Here is an 18696-nt window from a genome sequence, read left to right as displayed (position 1 = left end):
AAATAAGAATTTCACCGTAAAATAACGTATAAACAAAGGATTTATTTTGTATTTAGAAACACCTTTACTATCTTTCGCAATGTTTAAAATAAAAACCTTACACATTTAAAATGTTAGAAGAAAAGAATGACAACCTGCAAGAAGCAGACGGAAAATTAGGAATCGAAATTAGCGATTCTCTACCAAATGATGCCACTGAAACAACGGGGTCTGAAGCCACAGCGGAAAATGAAATTTCACTTCCTGAAAATGAAGTAGAAAATGTTGAAGAAGCCACAGAAACCGATCATCAAACAGCATTAGACGAAATAACAAACTCGAATGCTGAAGAAAGCGAAGATGAGACGCTAAAAGAGCGTCATGATATTCCTATGCAGGATTATGATACTTTCTCACTGGATGCACTTGTTGATGAATTAAAGAAGCTTGTCAATACAGATAAAGTAATGTCTGTAAAAGATCATATTGAAGAAATTAAAAAATCGTTTTTATTACAATACAATCACCTTATAGAGGAGAAAAAAGAAGAATTTAATGCTTCGAAACAAGATCCTAATGAAGAATTTGAATATCATTCTCCGCTAAAATCTAAATTTGATGAATATTATAATGTATTCAGAGAAAAAAGAAATGCGCATTTTAAGCATTTACAAACCAATTTAAAATCAAATTTAGAGAATCGACTTGCTATTGTTGAAGAACTAAAAGAACTTATAAACCCGCAGGAAAACATCAAAGATACTCTGAAACATTTTAATGATTTAAGAGAAAGATGGAAAAATGCAGGAGCAATTCCAAAGGATAAATACAATCATGTTTGGAATAATTATCATTTTCATGTAGAAAATTTCTATGATTATCTGCATTTGGACCGTGAAGCCAGAGATTTAGATTTTAAATACAATTTAGAGCAAAAGCAAAAAATTATTACGCGTGTTGAAGAGTTGGTTAATGAAACTGACATCAGCAAAGCGTTTCGTGAATTGCAGGATTTGCACAGAATCTGGAAAGAAGATATTGGACCTGTTTCTAAAGAACATCGTGATGCAATCTGGAATAAATTTAGTGAACTGACTAAAAAAATCCATGATAAGAGAGAGCTTTTATTTGAAAGCCAAAGAGCAAACGAGCAACAAAACCTGGAAGTTAAAAAGGAAATTATTGCAAAAATCGAAGTTCTTGGCACTGAAAAAGTAAACTCTCATTCGCAATGGCTATTACAAATACAAAAAGTTGAAGCACTTAGAAATGAGTTTTTCGCTGCCGGTAAAGTTCCATCAGATGTAAACGAAGAAACTTGGGCTGCATTTAAAACGGCTGTCAGAAACTTTAATTCTTTTAAAAATTCGTTTTATAAAGACATTAAAAAAGATCAAAACGATAATTTAAATAAAAAAATGGCTTTGGTTGCTAAAGCCAAAGAATTACAAGAAAGTACAGATTTTGCTGCTACAACACCTGTCATGAAACAAATTCAGGAAGAATGGAAGCAAATTGGTCATGTGCCTAAAAAATATTCAGATAAAATCTGGAAAGAATTTAAAGATGCCTGTAATCATTATTTCGACAAATTAAAAGAACATAAATCTGAAGAAAACGTTGATGAAGTAGCTGCTTTTGATAATAAAAAAGCGTACTTGGATATCTTGAGAGCTTATCAATTGACAGGCGACCATAAAACAGATTTAGATGCTATTAAATTGCATATTGAAACCTGGAAAGGATTTGGAAAAGTGCCTTTTTCAAGACGTCATATCGAAGGAAAATTCAATAAAATTCTCGATGCTCTTTTTGAAAAACTAAGTTTAAGTAAAAAAGAAACTGAAATGATGCGTTTTTCTAATAGAATTGATTCGTTATCTGAAAGTAACGACACAAGAAAATTAGACAACGAAAAGATTTTCTTAATGCGTAAAATTGAAGAAGTACAAAACGAAATTTTTCAGTTAGAAAATAATATTCAGTTTTTCACGAATACTAAAAATGCGAAAAAAGAGAATTCAATTGTTCTTGAAGTTCGTAAAAACATAGCGGTTCATAAGGAAAGCCTTGAAGTTTGGAAAGATAAATTGAAACAATTACGTAATCTAGGTCAGGAATAATTAAAATATAAAAGCTGCATTGAAAATATTCTTTGCAGCTTTTTTTATACCGTGTATTTTATCGCAAAGTTCGCAAAGCTTTATATTCATTTAGCTTTGCGAACTTTTGTTTTTAAAATCTTATTTCCAATAGCAATGGGCTCCGACTCCGCTCAGCCTGACAAATGTTGAAACCTGAAACAAAAAAAACCTGAAACCTAAAACAAAAAAACTTGAAACTTTAAACCTGAAACCTGAAACTTAACATTTGTAATTAAATTCCATAAAACCATTCTGTAAATTATTGATTATATTTGAGTATCAAAAGATTATAAACCTTAATATATTACAAAATGAAATTTACAAGAAAAGCAAATGCCAACTGGCAAGGAACCGGTATGGAAGGAAAAGGAACTATTAGTACACAAAGTACAACTCTGGATAAAGCGCAATTATCATTTAAAACCAGATTTGCAGATGGTGTTGGAACAAATCCGGAAGAACTTGTTGCTGCAGCACATTCAGGCTGTTTTACCATGCAATTAAGTTTTTTACTAAACGAAGGTGGTTTTACTGCAGATGATTTGTCTACAGAAGCGACAGTAACTTTTGAAGATGGAACAATTACTTTGATTCATTTAGATTTAAAAGGGAAAGTTCCTTCTATTTCGGCTGAAGAATTTGAAAAAACAGCTGCAAAAGCAAAAGAAATTTGTCCAATTTCTAAACTTTTAAATACAACTATTACATTATCAGCTACATTATTGTAGTATATAAAGTTTTATAGCATAAAAAAACCTTCGCTTTCGCGAAGGTTTTTTTATATAGAAAGAAATATTCTAATTACATTCTTGCTTTCAATTCTTTTGCTTCAGCAGTCATTTCTAACGCTTTGTAAACACCTAGTAATGTTTTAGATACATCTTCGTTTTTAGGATCTAATTCATTTGCTTTTTTAAGATAAGGAATAACTCCTTTAAAAACGCCTTCTCTTTGCGCTTTTAATACATCGTAACGTTTCATATCTTTTGCAGAAGTACCCAATTTATTCATTTCGTCAATGATTGGTTTTTCAGCTTCTAATTTTAACGCTGCAAGATTAAGGTAAGCATTTGTATAGTTAGGATTAATTTCGATAGCTTTCAAATAATATTTTTCAGCATCGGCAGGGTTTTTAGCATTTGCGCTAATAACTCCTAAATTAAATACTAAATCAGCATTGGTTGGATCTTTTTGCAAAGCCTCACCAACTAATTTTTTATACGTTTCAAAATCTTTTGTTTCTAAATATAAATTAGCTTCTGTAAGGATTAAAGAAGAATCATCCGGATTTGTTTTTCTTGCATCAGCAATTGCTTTTTTAGCATCTTCGATACGTCCTTTTTGAACTAAAATCAAAGCAAGATTTTTATAAATCTCTCCTCTTTTTGAAGGAATAGCTTCTGTTTTTGGTTTTTCGTGTGTTCCTAATTTTACTGCTAAATCTCTTTCGCTGGCAGTATTAAAACCATCTTCGTTTCCTGAAGCTTTGTTTACTGCTGTATAACTAGTTCCTTTACCAGAATAATTTATTTTTTTTAATTCTTCATACATTGGTAAAGCCGTATCATAATCCTGTGCATTTACAGCTGTTGAAGCAGCATAGTATAAGTTGATTGTATCTTTTTTATCTAATAAATAAGCATCATACAATTTTTTTGCTCCGTCAGCATGTTTGTTAGCCTGAGTATCTGCAATTGCTGAATTAATCAATTTTCCTTTAATTTCGCTAATTGAAGCGGCTGCCTGAGTTGAATACTTCAATTTTCCCGAAGCTTTTTCAATCTCAATTAATTTTTTGTAGCTTTCTGCAGCAAGAGATAAGTTTTTACCAGTTTCTACACTTTTATTAGCCAGATCAAGGTATGCGTTACCTTGTACTGAATAATATTGTGCCTGCTCAACATCTTTGGCATTCACTACCATGTTTTCAGCATCTTTTAATATCGTAATTGCTCCTTGAGCATCTCCGCTTTTTAATGCTTTCTCAGCACTTTTAATTTGATCTTTTTGAGCAAAAGTAGCTACTGAAATCAATAATGCTGATGCAAGTATTACATATTTACTTTTCATAATATTCAATTTGTGTATTTAATTTTAATTTTCGTGGTTATATATTTTTACTCTTCCGATTCTTCTTCAGAATCATCTTCGTCTTCAACTGTTTCATCAGCATCGTCATCATCGTCTTCTGCTGTACCGTCGTCTTCAAGAACTTCTAAATCCGGTTTAACTCTTTCGATAACAGGTTCTATAACATTTCCATCTTCATCAACAATAACTTCTTCAACATCATCTTTCATAACTTTTGTTACAGCTGCAATCGAATCTTTACCTTTTAAGTTAATTAATCGAACACCTTGTGTTGCACGACCCATTACACGTAAATCTTCAATAGCCATTCTAATTGTTAATCCTGATTTGTTGATAATCATTAAATCATCAGCATCTGTTACGGCATTAATCGAAATCAGTTTTCCTGTTTTCTCAGTAATATTAAGTGTTTTCACACCTTTACCACCTCGATTTGTAATTCTGTAAACATCTTCTCCGTCTTCGTCTACTAATTTGGTGCGTTTACCGTATCCGTTTTCAGTTACAACTAAAATTTGCGAATCGTTAATATCATTTTTGTCAACAGTAACCATACCAATTACTTCATCGGTATCGTCTTTTAACGTAATTCCACGAACTCCGGAAGCTGTTCTTCCCATCGGACGTGTTTTGGTTTCTTCAAAACGAACCAATTTACCAGACTTAACTGCTAAGATAATTTGGCTTTCTCCGTTGGTTAATTGAGCACCCATTAATTCGTCGCCTTCCTTAATAGTAATAGCAGCAACACCGTTTACTCTTGGTTTAGAATATTTCTCTAAAGAAGTTTTCTTAACCTGTCCTTGTTTTGTTACCATTACAAGGTTATGACTGTTGATATAATCTTTGTCTTTTAAGTCTTGCGTACAAATGAAAGCTTTTACTTTATCATCACTTTCAATGTTTACAAGGTTTTGAATTGCTCTTCCTTTTGCTGTTTTACTTCCTTCCGGAATTTCGTAAACACGCATCCAGAAACATTTTCCTTTTTGCGTAAAGAACATCATATATTGGTGGTTGGTAGCAACGAACATATGCTCAAGGAAATCCTGATCTCTTGTTCCTGCACTTTTTTGTCCAACTCCTCCTCTATTTTGAGTTTTATATTCTGTAAGGTTTGTACGTTTGATATAACCTGCGTGCGAAATTGTAATTACTACATTTTCATCGGCGATTAAATCTTCGATACTTACATCTCCTCCTGAATATTCAATTTGAGAACGACGGGCATCTCCGTATTTCTCGCGAATTTCTTCAAGTTCTTCTTTGATTAAAGCTGTTCTCAAATCAACATCTGCCAATAAAGCTTTTAAGTGCTCAATTAACTTCATTAATTCTTCAAACTCAGCTCTTAATTTATCTTGCTCAAGACCTGTTAACTGACGCAAACGCATCTCGACAATAGCACGAGCCTGAATATCTGACAAACTGAATCTTTCGATTAATTTATCACGGGCTTCTTCTGTATTTTTAGAACCTCTGATGATCGCAATAACTTCATCAATATTATCAGAAGCAATAATTAATCCTTCTAATATATGCGCTCTTTCTTCTGCTTTACGCAATTCAAACTGCGTTCTGCGCACTACAACATCATGACGGTGCTCAATAAAATAATGAATCATATCTTTTAGATTCAACATTTGCGGGCGTCCTTTTACAAGTGCAATATTATTTACACTAAAAGATGATTGTAATGAAGTGAACTTATATAAGGTATTCAAAACTACGTTTGGCGTAGCGTCACGTTTCAGGATATAAACGATACGCATACCGTTTCTATCAGATTCGTCACGAATATTGGCAATACCTTCAATTTTTTTATCGTTAACCAAATCAGCCGTACGTTTGATCATTTCGGCTTTGTTAACCTGATATGGAATTTCGGTTACAATGATACATTCTCTGCCGTCCACTTCTTCAAAACCAACTTTGGCACGCATTACAATACGTCCTCTACCGGTTTTAAAAGCTTCACGAACACCTTCATAACCATATATTACACCACCGGTTGGAAAATCGGGAGCTTTAATATGCGTCATTAATTCGTCGATCTCAATATCATTATTAGCAAGATACGCTAATGTACCATTAATAACTTCTGTTAAGTTGTGTGGGGGCATATTGGTCGCCATACCAACTGCAATACCTGTTGCTCCGTTTACTAATAAAGTAGGAACTCTTGTAGGCATTACTTTTGGCTCATATAAAGTATCGTCAAAGTTTAGTTGAAAATCAACTGTTTCTTTTTCGATATCTGCCATAATATCTTCCGAGATTTTGCGCATTCTGGCCTCAGTATAACGCATTGCTGCCGGACTGTCACCATCGACAGAACCAAAGTTACCCTGACCATCCACTAATAAATAACGCATACTCCATTCCTGAGCCATACGTACCATTGCATCATAAACAGAGGTATCTCCGTGTGGGTGATACTTACCCAAAACCTCCCCTACGATTCTCGCAGATTTTTTGTGGGCAGATCTTGATGTTACTCCTAAGTCATACATTCCGTAAAGAACTCTTCGATGCACTGGTTTCAAGCCATCTCTAACATCAGGAAGTGCTCTCGATACAATTACTGACATCGAATAATCGATGTAAGCTGATTTCATTTCATCTTCAATGTTAATAGGAATTAACTTTTCTCCTTCAGACATAAGTTGTTATGTTTAATAATTATATTAGTTTCAAAGCGTGCCAAGATACGGTTTTTTGAAATTTTTTCAGCTATTTACTTACACTTATTTCAATGATTTATTAACAACTTTATTTTACTTTTTAGTTAATAAATTAAGCGTTTTTTAACGCTTTTATTATTATTTTTTTTGTCTATTAGCTGACAGGAGTTTTGGAAGGGTACGGTTTTTGTTTTTCAAAGACTAATTCACTAAATTTACAATACAATTATATATTATGGATGATAATTTTTCACCAAGAGTAAAAGATGTTATTACCTACAGTAAAGAAGAGGCCTTACGTTTGGGTCACGACTTTATAGGTACTGAACATCTAATGCTAGGCATTTTGAGGGATGGAAACGGTAAAGCCATTCATATACTTAATAACCTGGCTGTCGATTTAGATCATTTGCGCAGAAAAGTAGAAATACTTAGCCCCGCCAATCAAAGCGTTGAAGTAAATGCCGAAAAGAAAAATCTTCATCTTACCCGTCAAGCGGAAAGGGCACTGAAGACAACTTTTCTTGAAGCAAAAGTATTTCAGAGCTCATCGATTAGTACAGCACACTTGCTATTATGTATCTTACGAAACGAAAACGATCCAACAACCAAGCTGTTGAATAAACTAAAAATAGATTATGACATAGCTAAAGAACAATATTTAAATATGACTCCAAACGAAGAAGAATTCTTAGAAAACTTGCCAAGAAACGAATCATACAACGATGATTCAGGACAAGATGACAGTCTCAAGGAAAGTAGTTTTAACAATCCAGCCAATAAGTCAAACAAAAAATCAAAGACTCCGGTTTTAGATAATTTTGGGAGAGATTTAACAGAAATGGCCGAAGAAGGAAAACTAGATCCGGTTGTAGGACGCGAAAAAGAAATTGAGCGTGTATCGCAAATTTTAAGCCGTAGAAAAAAGAATAACCCACTTCTTATTGGTGAACCAGGAGTAGGTAAATCTGCTATTGCCGAAGGATTAGCATTACGTATCATTCAGAAAAAAGTATCACGTATTCTTTTCCATAAACGTGTAGTAACGCTTGATTTGGCAAGTTTAGTTGCCGGAACAAAATACCGCGGTCAGTTTGAAGAAAGAATGAAAGCCGTGATGAACGAACTTGAAAAAAATGATGATATCATTCTTTTTATAGATGAAATCCACACTATTGTAGGTGCAGGCGGAGCAACTGGTTCTCTGGATGCTTCAAATATGTTTAAACCTGCATTAGCAAGAGGCGAAATTCAATGTATTGGTGCAACAACGCTTGATGAGTACAGACAATATATTGAGAAAGACGGAGCTCTTGAAAGACGTTTTCAAAAAGTAATTGTAGAACCAACTTCTGTTGAAGAAACAATCGCCATTTTGAACAATGTAAAAGACAAATACGAAGATCACCACAATGTAACCTATACGCAGGAAGCCATTGAAGCTTGTGTTAAATTAACAAACAGATATATGTCTGAGCGTTTTTTACCGGACAAAGCTATCGATGCTCTTGACGAAGCAGGTTCTCGCGTGCACATTACCAATATTGATGTTCCTAAACAAATTCTTGATTTAGAACGTCAGTTAGAAGAAGTACGTGAAAACAAAAATCTGGTAGTTAAAAAACAAAAATATGAAGAAGCTGCCAAACTTCGTGATGATGAAAAACGTATCGAAAAAGATTTAGCCGTTGCACAGGAACAATGGGAAGAAGATTCTAAAAACAACAGAATTGAAGTTACAGAAGATAATGTAGCCGATGTTGTTTCTATGATGACCGGAATTCCTGTTAACAGGATTGCACAAACAGAAAGCAACAAATTAGCCAAATTACCTGAATTAATTCAGAATAAAGTAATTGGTCAAAATGATGCGGTTCTTAAAATTGCACGTTCTATTCAACGTAACAGAGCCGGACTTAAAGATCCTAACAAACCAATTGGTTCATTTATTTTCTTAGGTCAGACCGGAGTTGGTAAAACCCAATTAGCAAAAGTTTTAGCAAAAGAATTATTCGATTCTGAAGATGCATTAGTTCGTATCGACATGAGTGAATACATGGAAAAATTTGCTATCTCTCGTTTAGTTGGAGCGCCTCCGGGATATGTTGGTTACGAAGAAGGTGGACAATTGACTGAAAAAGTTCGTAGAAAACCATATTGTGTTGTTCTTTTGGATGAGATCGAAAAAGCGCATCCGGATGTATTTAATATGATGCTTCAGGTTCTTGATGATGGATATTTGACTGATAGTTTAGGTCGCAAAATCGACTTTAAAAACACGATTATCATTATGACATCTAACGTTGGAGCGCGTCAGTTAAAAGATTTTGGACAAGGTGTAGGATTCGGAACTGCTGCGAAAGTAGCTCAGGCTGATGAAAACTCAAAAAGCATTATCGAAAATGCATTGAAAAAAACCTTTGCTCCTGAATTCTTAAACAGAATTGATGACGTAATTGTGTTCAATGCATTAGAAAAACATGATATTGATTTGATTATCGAAATTGAACTTTCGAAACTATACAATCGTATTGCTGAATTAGGCTACAAACTAAGTCTTACTGACAGAGCGAAAGCATTTATCGCTGAAAAAGGTTTTGACAGACAATTTGGTGCAAGACCCCTAAAAAGAGCGATTCAGAAATATGTTGAAGATTTGTTAGCAGAAGAAATCATAACTTCAAAAATACATTCAGGTGATGAAATTTTGATGGATTTGAAAGATGATTCTCAAGAGCTTTCTGTAGAAGTACACAAAGCAGAAGAACCAACAAATCAATAAAATAGTTTAATTTTATAACAGAAATAATAAACCCGTTACGTTTTTATAACATAACGGGTTTTTTCTTTGGATAAAATCGTATATTTATTAAAAGCAAATAGCTATTTTTGAATATTAAATTCTATAATAAAAAACAACGTATGCTTCAAAACAAAGTCATTTTAGGTAGCGAAGAATGGTGCTCATTTCCAGAACTAGGAATCCCTACAATCAAGGCTCGTGTCGATTCCGGCGCTAAAACTTCTGCAATGCACGCTATAAACATAGCTCCTTTTATAAAAAATGATGCCAATTGGGTTAAATTTGATATTAATCCAATTCAAAATAATATTAAAACTATTATTCATTGCGAAGCTCCGCTTGTAGACAAAAGAATAGTAAAAAGTTCCAGCGGATTTAGAGAACATCGATATGTAATTCAGACAAATTTAAAAATTGGTGATGTAAAATGGCCAATTGAAATGACGTTGACTAATCGTGACTCTATGGGTTTCAGAATGCTTTTAGGCCGTGAAGCCATGAGCGGACGTGTATTAGTTGATCCGGAAGAAAAATACATGTTAGGACAGCCAACAACCGAAGCATTAAAAGAATTATATCAAAACTCTGAAAAAGCAACTTCAGGTTTAAGAATCGGGCTTTTGGCCAGTAATCCGGAATTATACAGTAATAAAAGAATCATGGAAGCCGGTGAAATGCGTGGTCATGAAATGCACTTTTTGAATATCAAAGAATGTTACATGAAACTCGATGCTAAAACTCCGGAAATTCATTATCGCGGTGGAAAAATATTAAATCAATTTGATGCCATTATACCAAGAATTCGACCAAGTATTACTTTTTATGGCTGCGCTTTAACACGTCAGTTTGAAGCTTTGAAAGTTTTTGTTTTAAATTCGGCTACAGCCATAACACAATCGCGTGATAAACTATATTCACTGCAATTACTTTTAAACAGCGGAATCGATATTCCAACAACGGGTTTTGCCAATTCGCCTTTGGATACTGACAACTTGATTAAAATGGTTGGAGGCTCGCCTCTTATCGTAAAATTACTGGAAGGAACACAAGGAAAAGGAGTTGTACTTGCAGAAACTAAAAAAGCCGCAGAAAGTGTTATCAATGCTTTTAAAAGTTTAAATGCTAACATTCTTGTTCAGGAATTCATCAAAGAAGCAAACGGAAAGGATATTCGCTGTTTTGTCATTGACGGAAAAGTCGTTGCAGCAATTCAGCGTGAAGCAATGCCAGGAGAATTCAGGGCAAACATTCACCTTGGCGGAACGGCATCTGTAATAAAAGTTACCCCCGAAGAAAAAAAGATCGCTATAAAAGCCGCAAAAGCTATGGATTTAAAAGTAGCCGGAGTCGACATTATTCGTTCTTCAAAAGGACCGTTATTATTGGAAGTAAACTCATCTCCGGGTCTTGAAGGAATTGAAGGTGCAACTAATAAAGATATTGCCGGAGAAATGATCAGAGCAATCGAAAAGAATTTTAAATTGATATTATAAATAAGTTCATGTAAACTTCATAACACATAATTAATTTAGCAGCTTTGTCAAGTGTAAAACTCTGGCAAAGCTTTTTTTAAATCCAAATTCTAAAAAAATGATATTACCTCCATATATTGACATTACTTTAAGAAGTCTCGCTGTATATTTTTTCATGACAATAGCATTGCGGGTTTTCGGTAAAAAAGAACTTTCGCAATTAAATACTGCCGATATTATTTTGATTTTGCTGATTAGTAATTCGGTTCAAAATGCAATGGTTGGTCCGGACACAAGTCTTTGGGGAGGTTTGGTTGCGGCATTGGTTTTGTTTTTAATCAACTTTGTTATCAAGAAACTTACACACAAGTACAAAGTGCTCAACGATTTACTTTTAGATAAACCTGAAATTTTAATTCACGACGGAAAACTTGATTTTAAAGCTTTAAGCAAATTAGACATCTCACACGACGAATTAAAGGAAGCAATGCGTGAACATGGTTTAGAGCATTTTACCGATGTAAAGCTTTGTATGTTGGAAATTGACGGTACTATTAGTGTTATTTCTGAAGATAAAAATAATCTAAAACAAACACATTATAAACGAAAACACAATCATAAGAATTTTAGAAAATAAAAAAAAGCTGATTTCAATTAAGAAATCAGCTTTTTATTTATGTAGATAAATGCAGATTTTCACATCTCACATTTTACAAATATCATTTTACTAAGAGATAAATACGCTCAATATAAAGTAAACCAATCCAGCCAAAATAGCCGAAATAGGAATCGTTAATATCCATGCCCAGATCAAACTTACAGTTACACCCCAACGAACGGCAGATACACGTTTTGTTAATCCAACCCCAATGATAGAACCTGTAATAGTATGTGTTGTACTTACCGGAATTTTTAAATGCTCCGTAAAATATAATGTCAAAGCTCCGGCAGTTTCAGCAGCAACACCTTCAAAAGAAGTTACTTTTGTAATTTTAGAACCCATTGTTTTCACAATTTTCCATCCACCACTTAAAGTTCCGGCTGCAATTGCAGAATAACACGCCAACGGAATCCAAGGCGGCATTTTAAATGTACCAGTATCTGAAGGAAGCACTACATCTAACCATTCAGACATGTGTACTCCGGGATGTGTATTTAAATAAACAACAACTGCGGCGGCAATAATACCCATTACTTTTTGAGAATCATTTCCTCCGTGTCCTAAACTAAAGGCTGCAGAAGATAATAGCTGCATTTTTTTCAAGGCAGCATCTGCCTGATGAAGATTTAAGCTGCTAAATATCAAACAAAATCCACTAACCGTTAATACAATAAAAGCAACTAAAAGCCATTTGATATTATGTGGTTCTAAAGCAACACTCCAAAAAACAGAAGATAAAAAACGAGGTTTATGTCCATCTTTTATAATTTCTTCGTACGGGATTATTTGTGTGTAAACAAACCAAATCGTTGCAATCATTAAAGCAACTGTAAATATTTTAGGTCCAATAACTTTACGGGAAGCATTTAATAACCAAATCGAGATTAAATATGATGCTAATGCCCCTAATAAAGGCGCTAATACAATAAATGCAATAATAATGAGGACTCCGGAAGGCATTCCGCCATCTTTTCCGGCTTTGTACCAGCTTACGATTTCGTACCAATAATGTGTCACTCCGTCTTCACCAACATAACCGGAAAAACCATGTACAGCTATCGCGTGAGCAACTGCTGCTCCTGCAAAACCACCAATTAAAGTATGTGAAGAACTTGAAGGAATTCCTAACCACCAGGTTAATAAATTCCAGCAAATAGCGGCAATAACTCCCGCAAGAATTACAACAAGATCAATTTGCATTGTGTCAGCTGTTTTTGCAACAGTATCTGCAACACCAAATCCGAAAACCCAATAGGCAAGAAAGTTAAAAAATGCTGCCCAAAGTACAGCCTGAAAAGGCGTTAGTACTTTTGTAGCAACAACGGTTGCTATAGCATTTGCCGCATCATGAAAACCATTGATGTAATCAAAAATTAAGGCTAATACTATAATAATTATAAGTAGCGTCATAAATTATAACTTCAGAATGAAATAAATTGAATTTAAGAATGTTTTACAGAAATAGATTCCAGTATGTTCGCAACGCTCTTACATTTATCTGTTGCTGATTCTAAAACAGATAACACCTCTTTATATTTAATAATATTTTTAGCGTCTGTTTCGTTTTCAAAAATTTCAAAAACTGCTTTGTTATAAACGTTATCTGACTTGTTTTCCAATTTGTTAATTCTGGCGCAAGCATCTTTAATAACATTCATGTTCTTTAAGTTGCTTAACTCTTTTACTGCGCTATCAATATTTTGACAAGCTTCAAGATTGATTTCTGTCATTTTTCTGATAGATTTTGTAATCTTATCAACCTGATACAATCTCATTCTGCTTGCAGCACCGTGAAGGTAATCTGCAACGTTATCAATAGAAGTAATAAGTGTGTGAATATCCTCTCTGTCAAATGGAGTAATAAAATTTCTACTCAATTCAAGATTGGTTTGACGTGTAATGTCTTCTCCTCTTTGCTCTAACTCATCAATTTTTTGAAAAAGAACTTCTCTTTCTTTTAATGGAAGGTTTACAGCTTCGTGTAAATTAGAAGCTAATTCAATTAAATTGCTTGAAGCCTCTTCAAAAAGTGGAAAGAATTTTTTGTCTTTCGGCACTAAAAATTGGAAAATACTGTTTATTGACATTTTTATGTTTTTGATACGGCAAAATTACTTCAATAATAATTTACAATGTTAAGCCATTGTTAACAAATCATTTTCAATTTGGAAACTATCCAGAAATGAAACCGTGTTTTCAATGTCATAATGTAGGATTCTGTCTTCTTTTACCAAAGGCACAACTTCTCTGTAACTGCTCAAAAACATTTCAATAAAATCACTTGATTTCAAAGGCTCTCTATAAGCAATTGCCTGCGAAGCATTTAACAGCTCTATTGCTAAAATACGCTCTAAATTATCCATAACACGCAACGCTTTTGTAGCGCCGTTTGCGCCCATACTTACGTGATCTTCCTGTCCATTACTAGACACAATACTATCTACGCTCGAAGGTGTAGCCAATTGTTTATTTTGGCTTGCAATACTTGCCGCAGTATATTGCGGTATCATAAATCCTGAATTTAATCCCGGATTATCAACCAAAAATGCCGGAAGATTACGCAATCCCGAAATCAATTGGTATGTTCTTCTTTCAGAAATACTTCCTAATTCTGCCAAAGCAATTGCCATAAAATCTAAAGCCAAAGCCAAAGGCTGACCGTGAAAATTTCCGCCGGAGATAATCTGATCGGATTCAATAAATATATTAGGATTATCGGTAACCGAATTAATTTCGGTCTTGAATACTTTTCGAACATAATCAATCGCATCTTTTGAGGCGCCATGAACCTGAGGTATACAACGGAAAGAATACGGATCCTGAACGTGTTTTTTCTCCTGAGCAATAATTTCGCTTCCTTCCAGAAATTCATTAATACGCTGCGCTGTAATAATTTGTCCTTTATGAGGACGAATAAAATGAATTAATTCATTAAAAGGTTCGATTCTTCCATCAAAACCTTCCAAAGAAATAGTTCCAATTAAATCTGCCAAATACGAATATTTATATGCTTTTATCAAAATATGAGCTCCGTAAGCACTCATAAACTGAGTTCCATTTAATAATGCCAAACCTTCTTTTGACTGTAAAACGATTGGTTCCCAGTTAAAATGTTTTAAAACTTCGGCAGAAGCCACTTTTTTTCCTTCAAAATAAACTTCGCCTTCTCCTAATAATGGTAAAGATAAATGAGCCAATGGTGCTAAATCTCCAGATGCGCCAAGTGAACCTTGCGTATATATTACAGGTAAAATGTCATTATTGTAAAAATCGACCAAACGATTTACAGTTTGCAGCTGAATTCCTGAATGTCCGTAACTTAAAGACTGAATTTTAAGAAACAGCATCATTTTTACAATTTCAGCCGGAACTTCCTCTCCGGTTCCGCAAGCGTGTGATTTTACTAAATTCTCCTGAAGTTTAGATAAATTTTCATTCGAGATTTTCACACTATAAAGCGATCCAAAACCAGTATTGATGCCATAAATTGGTTCAGAATGCGTCGCCATTTTTTTATCTAAATAATCACGGCATTTTTGAACATTGACTTTTGCTTCTTCTGATAATTCAAGTGTTTTTTGATTAACAATTATTTCTTGTAAATCTTCTAAAGTTAAAGTTTCAGTACTTATATAATGGACTTCTCTCATGTCATATTTATTTTAAGGCATCAAAATTCAGCAAATCAATATTAAAAAGCAACATTTGTTCATAATAATTAAAATTTAAACAATTTCAGATTATTAGTTTTACCTATTTCACAATCAAAACCTGCATTAAAACCATAAACTTCTTTACTTTACCTCTGAAATCATAATCTCAAAAAACACATTCCTACTTAATATATAGACTAAATTCGCTGTTTTTCATTGTTAAACATTCAATAAAATCAGTTCTATAATAGTAAACATCTTCGAAAAACAAGGCTAATTATACGAATAAGACAACTTTGAAGATTTAATTTTAACAAATGCTCAGTATTGAAATTTATCCTTTTGAAAAAATAAAATATTCGTAAAAAGGCAATAAATATTTTTAACTTTTATAAAAAGGCGTACTTTTGAAAAATCAAAAATGAAAAGTAACAGCATTAAATATCAATCTACAATGACAACTCAAACAAGAGTTGCAATTGCTGCTACAACAACTTCTACTACAACAACTACCCCTTAGGGGTATACATTTTACATATAATCCTGGTTATCTATACTTTTTTTCATGAAAGAAGAAAGGCATTGGATACATAAAAAACATTTACAAAGAAAAAAAAAGTCGCAGTTTTAGTTTCAGTTCACAGTTCATAACCTTTGAACCTTTGTTACTCAAAATCTTTGCACCTTATTAAAAAATATCAAAAATGAAAGTATTAAAATTTGGCGGAACTTCGGTTGCCAATGCACAAAATATAAAACTCGTTCTCGAAATAATAAATCAAAAATCTAAACAGGATAAATTAGTCGTGGTTGTTTCTGCTTTAAGTAAAGTAACTGATTTACTGCAACTCGCAGCAGCAAAAGCGGCTGCAAACGATGAAAGTTTCAGAGAAATCGTTGCCGAAATCGAGAAAAAACACCTTGACACTTTAAAAGATCTAATTCCCGTAAGCGAGCAAAGCAGTCTTTTAAGTCACGTAAAAAGAATCATCAATCATTTAGAAACTTTATTAGACGGCTGTTTTTTATTGGGGGAATTATCTCCAAGAACGGCTGACACTATTTTAAGTTTTGGAGAATTATTGTCTTCTTACATCATTGCGCAGGCATATCAGCAAATTAATAAAAATGTGGTTTACAAAGACAGCCGCGAAATAATCAAAACCAATGCTGATTTTGGAAAAGCCGCTGTAAACTTCGAAATTTCAAACCAATTAATTCAGGAATATTTCGCTCAAAATGAATCACAAATCAATATTTTACCCGGATTTATTGCTTTAACTCTGGACGGAATTACAACTACTCTTGGTCGCGGAGGTTCTGATTATACTGCTGCCATTATCGCCGGAGCTCTTGATGCTACTCAGCTTGAAATTTGGACTGACGTGAACGGAATGTTTACTGCAAACCCGAAAATTGTAAAACAAGCCCAGCCAATTGCTGCAATTTCCTATCAGGAAGCGATGGAATTATCGCATTTTGGAGCAAAAGTGTTGTATCCGCCAACAATTCAGCCGGTTTTAAGAAAAAGTATTCCAATTTTAATTAAAAATACTTTTGAGCCAGAAGCCGAAGGAACTTTAATTTCTAATCAGGTTTCATCAAAAGATACCGTTGTAAAAGGAATTAGCCATATCGATCATATTTCGTTACTAACGCTTGAAGGTCCCGGAATGATTGGAGTTGCCGGTTCGTCCAGACGTTTGTTTGAAGTATTATCTCAGGAAAAAATCAACGTAATTTTTATTACTCAGGCTTCTTCCGAGCATTCGATTTGTATCGGAATTTTAAATTCGGATGCTGAAAATGCCGAAGCTGCAATTAACAGAGCTTTTGAAGTTGAAATTCTTCAAAATAAAATCGATCCTTGTATTGTCGAAAAAGACCTTTGCATTATTGCTTTGGTTGGTGAAAACATGAAAAATCACCAGGGTTTAAGCGGAAGAATGTTCAGCACTTTAGGAAAAAACAACGTTAATATTCGTGCCATTGCACAAGGTGCTTCTGAACGTAATATTTCGACTGTAATTAATGAAAGAGACGTTAAAAAAGCATTGAACACTTTGCACGAAAACTTCTTTGAAGAAAACACAAAACAGTTGAATTTATTCGTGATGGGAGTTGGAAATGTCGGCGAAAAATTCATCGAACAAATTCACAATCAAAAGAAATTTTTAAAAGATAATTTAAAGATAAATGTTCGCGTAATTGCTTTGTCAAACTCCAGAAAAATGCTTTTTGATGAAGATGGAATTTCTTTAAAAGAATGGCAATCTGATTTAGATAAAGGCGAACCGGCAAACGCAGCAACTTTTATCGAGCGCGCCAAAGAACTGAATTTACGTAACAGTATTTTTGTGGATATTACAGCAAATGCAACCGTTTCTGAAACTTACGAACAGTTCCTGAAACAAAGTATTGCCGTTGTAACCTGCAACAAAATAGCCTGTTCATCTGCGTATGACAATTATAAAAAATTAAAAAGTTTATCACGCCAATACAACGCTCCGTTTTTATTTGAAACCAATGTTGGTGCGGGATTGCCAATTATTGATACCGTAAAAAACTTAATTGCCTCAGGCGATAAAGTGCATAAAATTCAGGCAGTTTTATCAGGAAGTTTAAACTTCATTTTCAATAATTTTGATGAGAATAATTCTTTTCACGATGTTGTAAAAGAAGCCGGAGTTCAGGGATTTACAGAACCAGACCCAAAAATTGATTTAAGCGGAATTGACGTTGCTCGTAAAATCCTGATTTTAATTCGCGAAAGCGGTTACGAAATGGATATTGATGCCATCGAAAACGAATCTTTCCTTCCTGCCGAATGTTTAGCTACAACCAATAACGATGACTTTTTTGCCTCGTTAACCAAACACGCCGAACATTTTGAAAACATTTATAAAGAAGCCTTGAAAAAAGATTCAAGATTGAAATATGTTGCACAATTCGAAAACGGAAAAGCAAGCGTAGGCCTTCAGTTTATTCCAAAAGATCACCCATTTTACAATCTGGAAGGAAAAGACAATATCGTCCTTTTCTACACAGATCGTTACGTAGATCAGCCATTATTGATAAAAGGCGCCGGAGCAGGAGCAGCTGTTACCGCGTCAGGGATTTTTGCGGATGTAATTCGCATTGGAAATAACTAAAGAAGGTACAAAGGCTCAAAGGTGCAAAGGGACAAAGTTAAAAACCTTTGAGCCTAT

At 34.0% G+C, this 18696-nt stretch carries 11 protein-coding genes; 6 read left to right on the top strand and 5 right to left on the bottom strand.

The annotated features are described in order from the left end of the window. Positions 1-110 precede the first annotated feature (110 nt). Entirely contained in the window at positions 111-2102 is a 1992-nt protein-coding gene (locus OLM54_RS02710) for a DUF349 domain-containing protein (protein WP_264537074.1), read from the top strand. 332 nt (positions 2103-2434) lie between these two features. Further along, positions 2435-2851, top strand: coding sequence for an OsmC family protein (locus OLM54_RS02705; RefSeq protein WP_264537073.1), 417 nt, complete (start codon positions 2435-2437; stop codon positions 2849-2851). Positions 2852-2924: 73 nt separating this feature from the next. On the opposite strand, the gene OLM54_RS02700 is transcribed toward OLM54_RS02705, so the two are convergent. Continuing rightward, positions 2925-4193: a tetratricopeptide repeat protein gene (locus OLM54_RS02700; protein WP_264537072.1), complete on the bottom strand. Its 1269-nt coding sequence runs from the start codon at positions 4191-4193 to the stop codon at positions 2925-2927. A 47-nt stretch (positions 4194-4240) separates the two neighbouring features. Further along, positions 4241-6877 (bottom strand): DNA gyrase subunit A, encoded by a 2637-nt coding sequence (gene gyrA / locus OLM54_RS02695; RefSeq protein ID WP_264537071.1) that lies wholly within the window; start codon positions 6875-6877, stop codon positions 4241-4243. Positions 6878-7133: 256 nt separating this feature from the next. On the opposite strand from gyrA, the gene OLM54_RS02690 reads away from it, so the two are divergent. From OLM54_RS02690 to OLM54_RS02680, 3 genes are all read left to right on the top strand, one after another. Further along, positions 7134-9680 (top strand): ATP-dependent Clp protease ATP-binding subunit, encoded by a 2547-nt coding sequence (locus OLM54_RS02690; protein WP_264537070.1) that lies wholly within the window; start codon positions 7134-7136, stop codon positions 9678-9680. Positions 9681-9820: 140 nt separating this feature from the next. Further along, complete coding sequence (rimK, locus tag OLM54_RS02685; protein WP_264537069.1) at positions 9821-11194, top strand: 30S ribosomal protein S6--L-glutamate ligase; 1374 nt, start codon at positions 9821-9823, stop codon at positions 11192-11194. A 97-nt stretch (positions 11195-11291) separates the two neighbouring features. Next, positions 11292-11810, top strand: a complete 519-nt coding sequence (locus OLM54_RS02680; RefSeq protein WP_264537068.1) for a DUF421 domain-containing protein — start codon at positions 11292-11294, stop codon at positions 11808-11810. Between the two features lie 90 nt (positions 11811-11900). On the opposite strand, the gene OLM54_RS02675 is transcribed toward OLM54_RS02680, so the two are convergent. The 3 genes from OLM54_RS02675 to hutH are packed head-to-tail and all read right to left on the bottom strand — an operon-like array spanning position 11901 to position 15484. Continuing rightward, positions 11901-13244 carry an inorganic phosphate transporter gene (locus OLM54_RS02675; RefSeq protein ID WP_264537067.1) on the bottom strand — a complete coding sequence of 448 codons (1344 nt, stop codon included), beginning with the start codon at positions 13242-13244 and terminating at the stop codon, positions 11901-11903. A gap of 32 nt (positions 13245-13276) precedes the next feature. After that, positions 13277-13921 carry a DUF47 domain-containing protein gene (locus tag OLM54_RS02670; RefSeq protein ID WP_160374816.1) on the bottom strand — a complete coding sequence of 215 codons (645 nt, stop codon included), beginning with the start codon at positions 13919-13921 and terminating at the stop codon, positions 13277-13279. A 48-nt stretch (positions 13922-13969) separates the two neighbouring features. After that, a complete protein-coding gene (hutH, locus tag OLM54_RS02665) occupies positions 13970-15484 on the bottom strand; it encodes a histidine ammonia-lyase (RefSeq protein ID WP_264537066.1) in 1515 nt (504 codons plus the stop codon). 707 nt (positions 15485-16191) lie between these two features. Here hutH and thrA point away from each other — a divergent pair. Beyond that, positions 16192-18639, top strand: a complete 2448-nt coding sequence (thrA, locus tag OLM54_RS02660; protein WP_264537065.1) for a bifunctional aspartate kinase/homoserine dehydrogenase I — start codon at positions 16192-16194, stop codon at positions 18637-18639. Positions 18640-18696 lie beyond the last annotated feature (57 nt).

This window comes from Flavobacterium sp. N1736 (assembly GCF_025947065.1).
In the GTDB taxonomy this organism is placed as follows: domain Bacteria; phylum Bacteroidota; class Bacteroidia; order Flavobacteriales; family Flavobacteriaceae; genus Flavobacterium.
The sequence above is the reverse complement of the archived record's forward strand: the minus strand, read 5'-3'. Positions and strand labels throughout refer to the sequence as shown.

Bases quoted from the DNA above. Each gene is read 5' to 3' on its own strand.
- OLM54_RS02710 (WP_264537074.1), top strand. From the start codon at position 111: ATGTTAGAAGAAAAGAATGACAACCTGCAAGAAGCAGACGGAAAATTA.
- OLM54_RS02705 (WP_264537073.1), top strand. From the start codon at position 2,435: ATGAAATTTACAAGAAAAGCAAATGCCAACTGGCAAGGAACCGGTATG.
- OLM54_RS02700 (WP_264537072.1), bottom strand. From the start codon at position 4,193: ATGAAAAGTAAATATGTAATACTTGCATCAGCATTATTGATTTCAGTA.
- gyrA (WP_264537071.1), bottom strand. From the start codon at position 6,877: ATGTCTGAAGGAGAAAAGTTAATTCCTATTAACATTGAAGATGAAATG.
- OLM54_RS02690 (WP_264537070.1), top strand. From the start codon at position 7,134: ATGGATGATAATTTTTCACCAAGAGTAAAAGATGTTATTACCTACAGT.
- rimK (WP_264537069.1), top strand. From the start codon at position 9,821: ATGCTTCAAAACAAAGTCATTTTAGGTAGCGAAGAATGGTGCTCATTT.
- OLM54_RS02680 (WP_264537068.1), top strand. From the start codon at position 11,292: ATGATATTACCTCCATATATTGACATTACTTTAAGAAGTCTCGCTGTA.
- OLM54_RS02675 (WP_264537067.1), bottom strand. From the start codon at position 13,244: ATGACGCTACTTATAATTATTATAGTATTAGCCTTAATTTTTGATTAC.
- OLM54_RS02670 (WP_160374816.1), bottom strand. From the start codon at position 13,921: ATGTCAATAAACAGTATTTTCCAATTTTTAGTGCCGAAAGACAAAAAA.
- hutH (WP_264537066.1), bottom strand. From the start codon at position 15,484: ATGAGAGAAGTCCATTATATAAGTACTGAAACTTTAACTTTAGAAGAT.
- thrA (WP_264537065.1), top strand. From the start codon at position 16,192: ATGAAAGTATTAAAATTTGGCGGAACTTCGGTTGCCAATGCACAAAAT.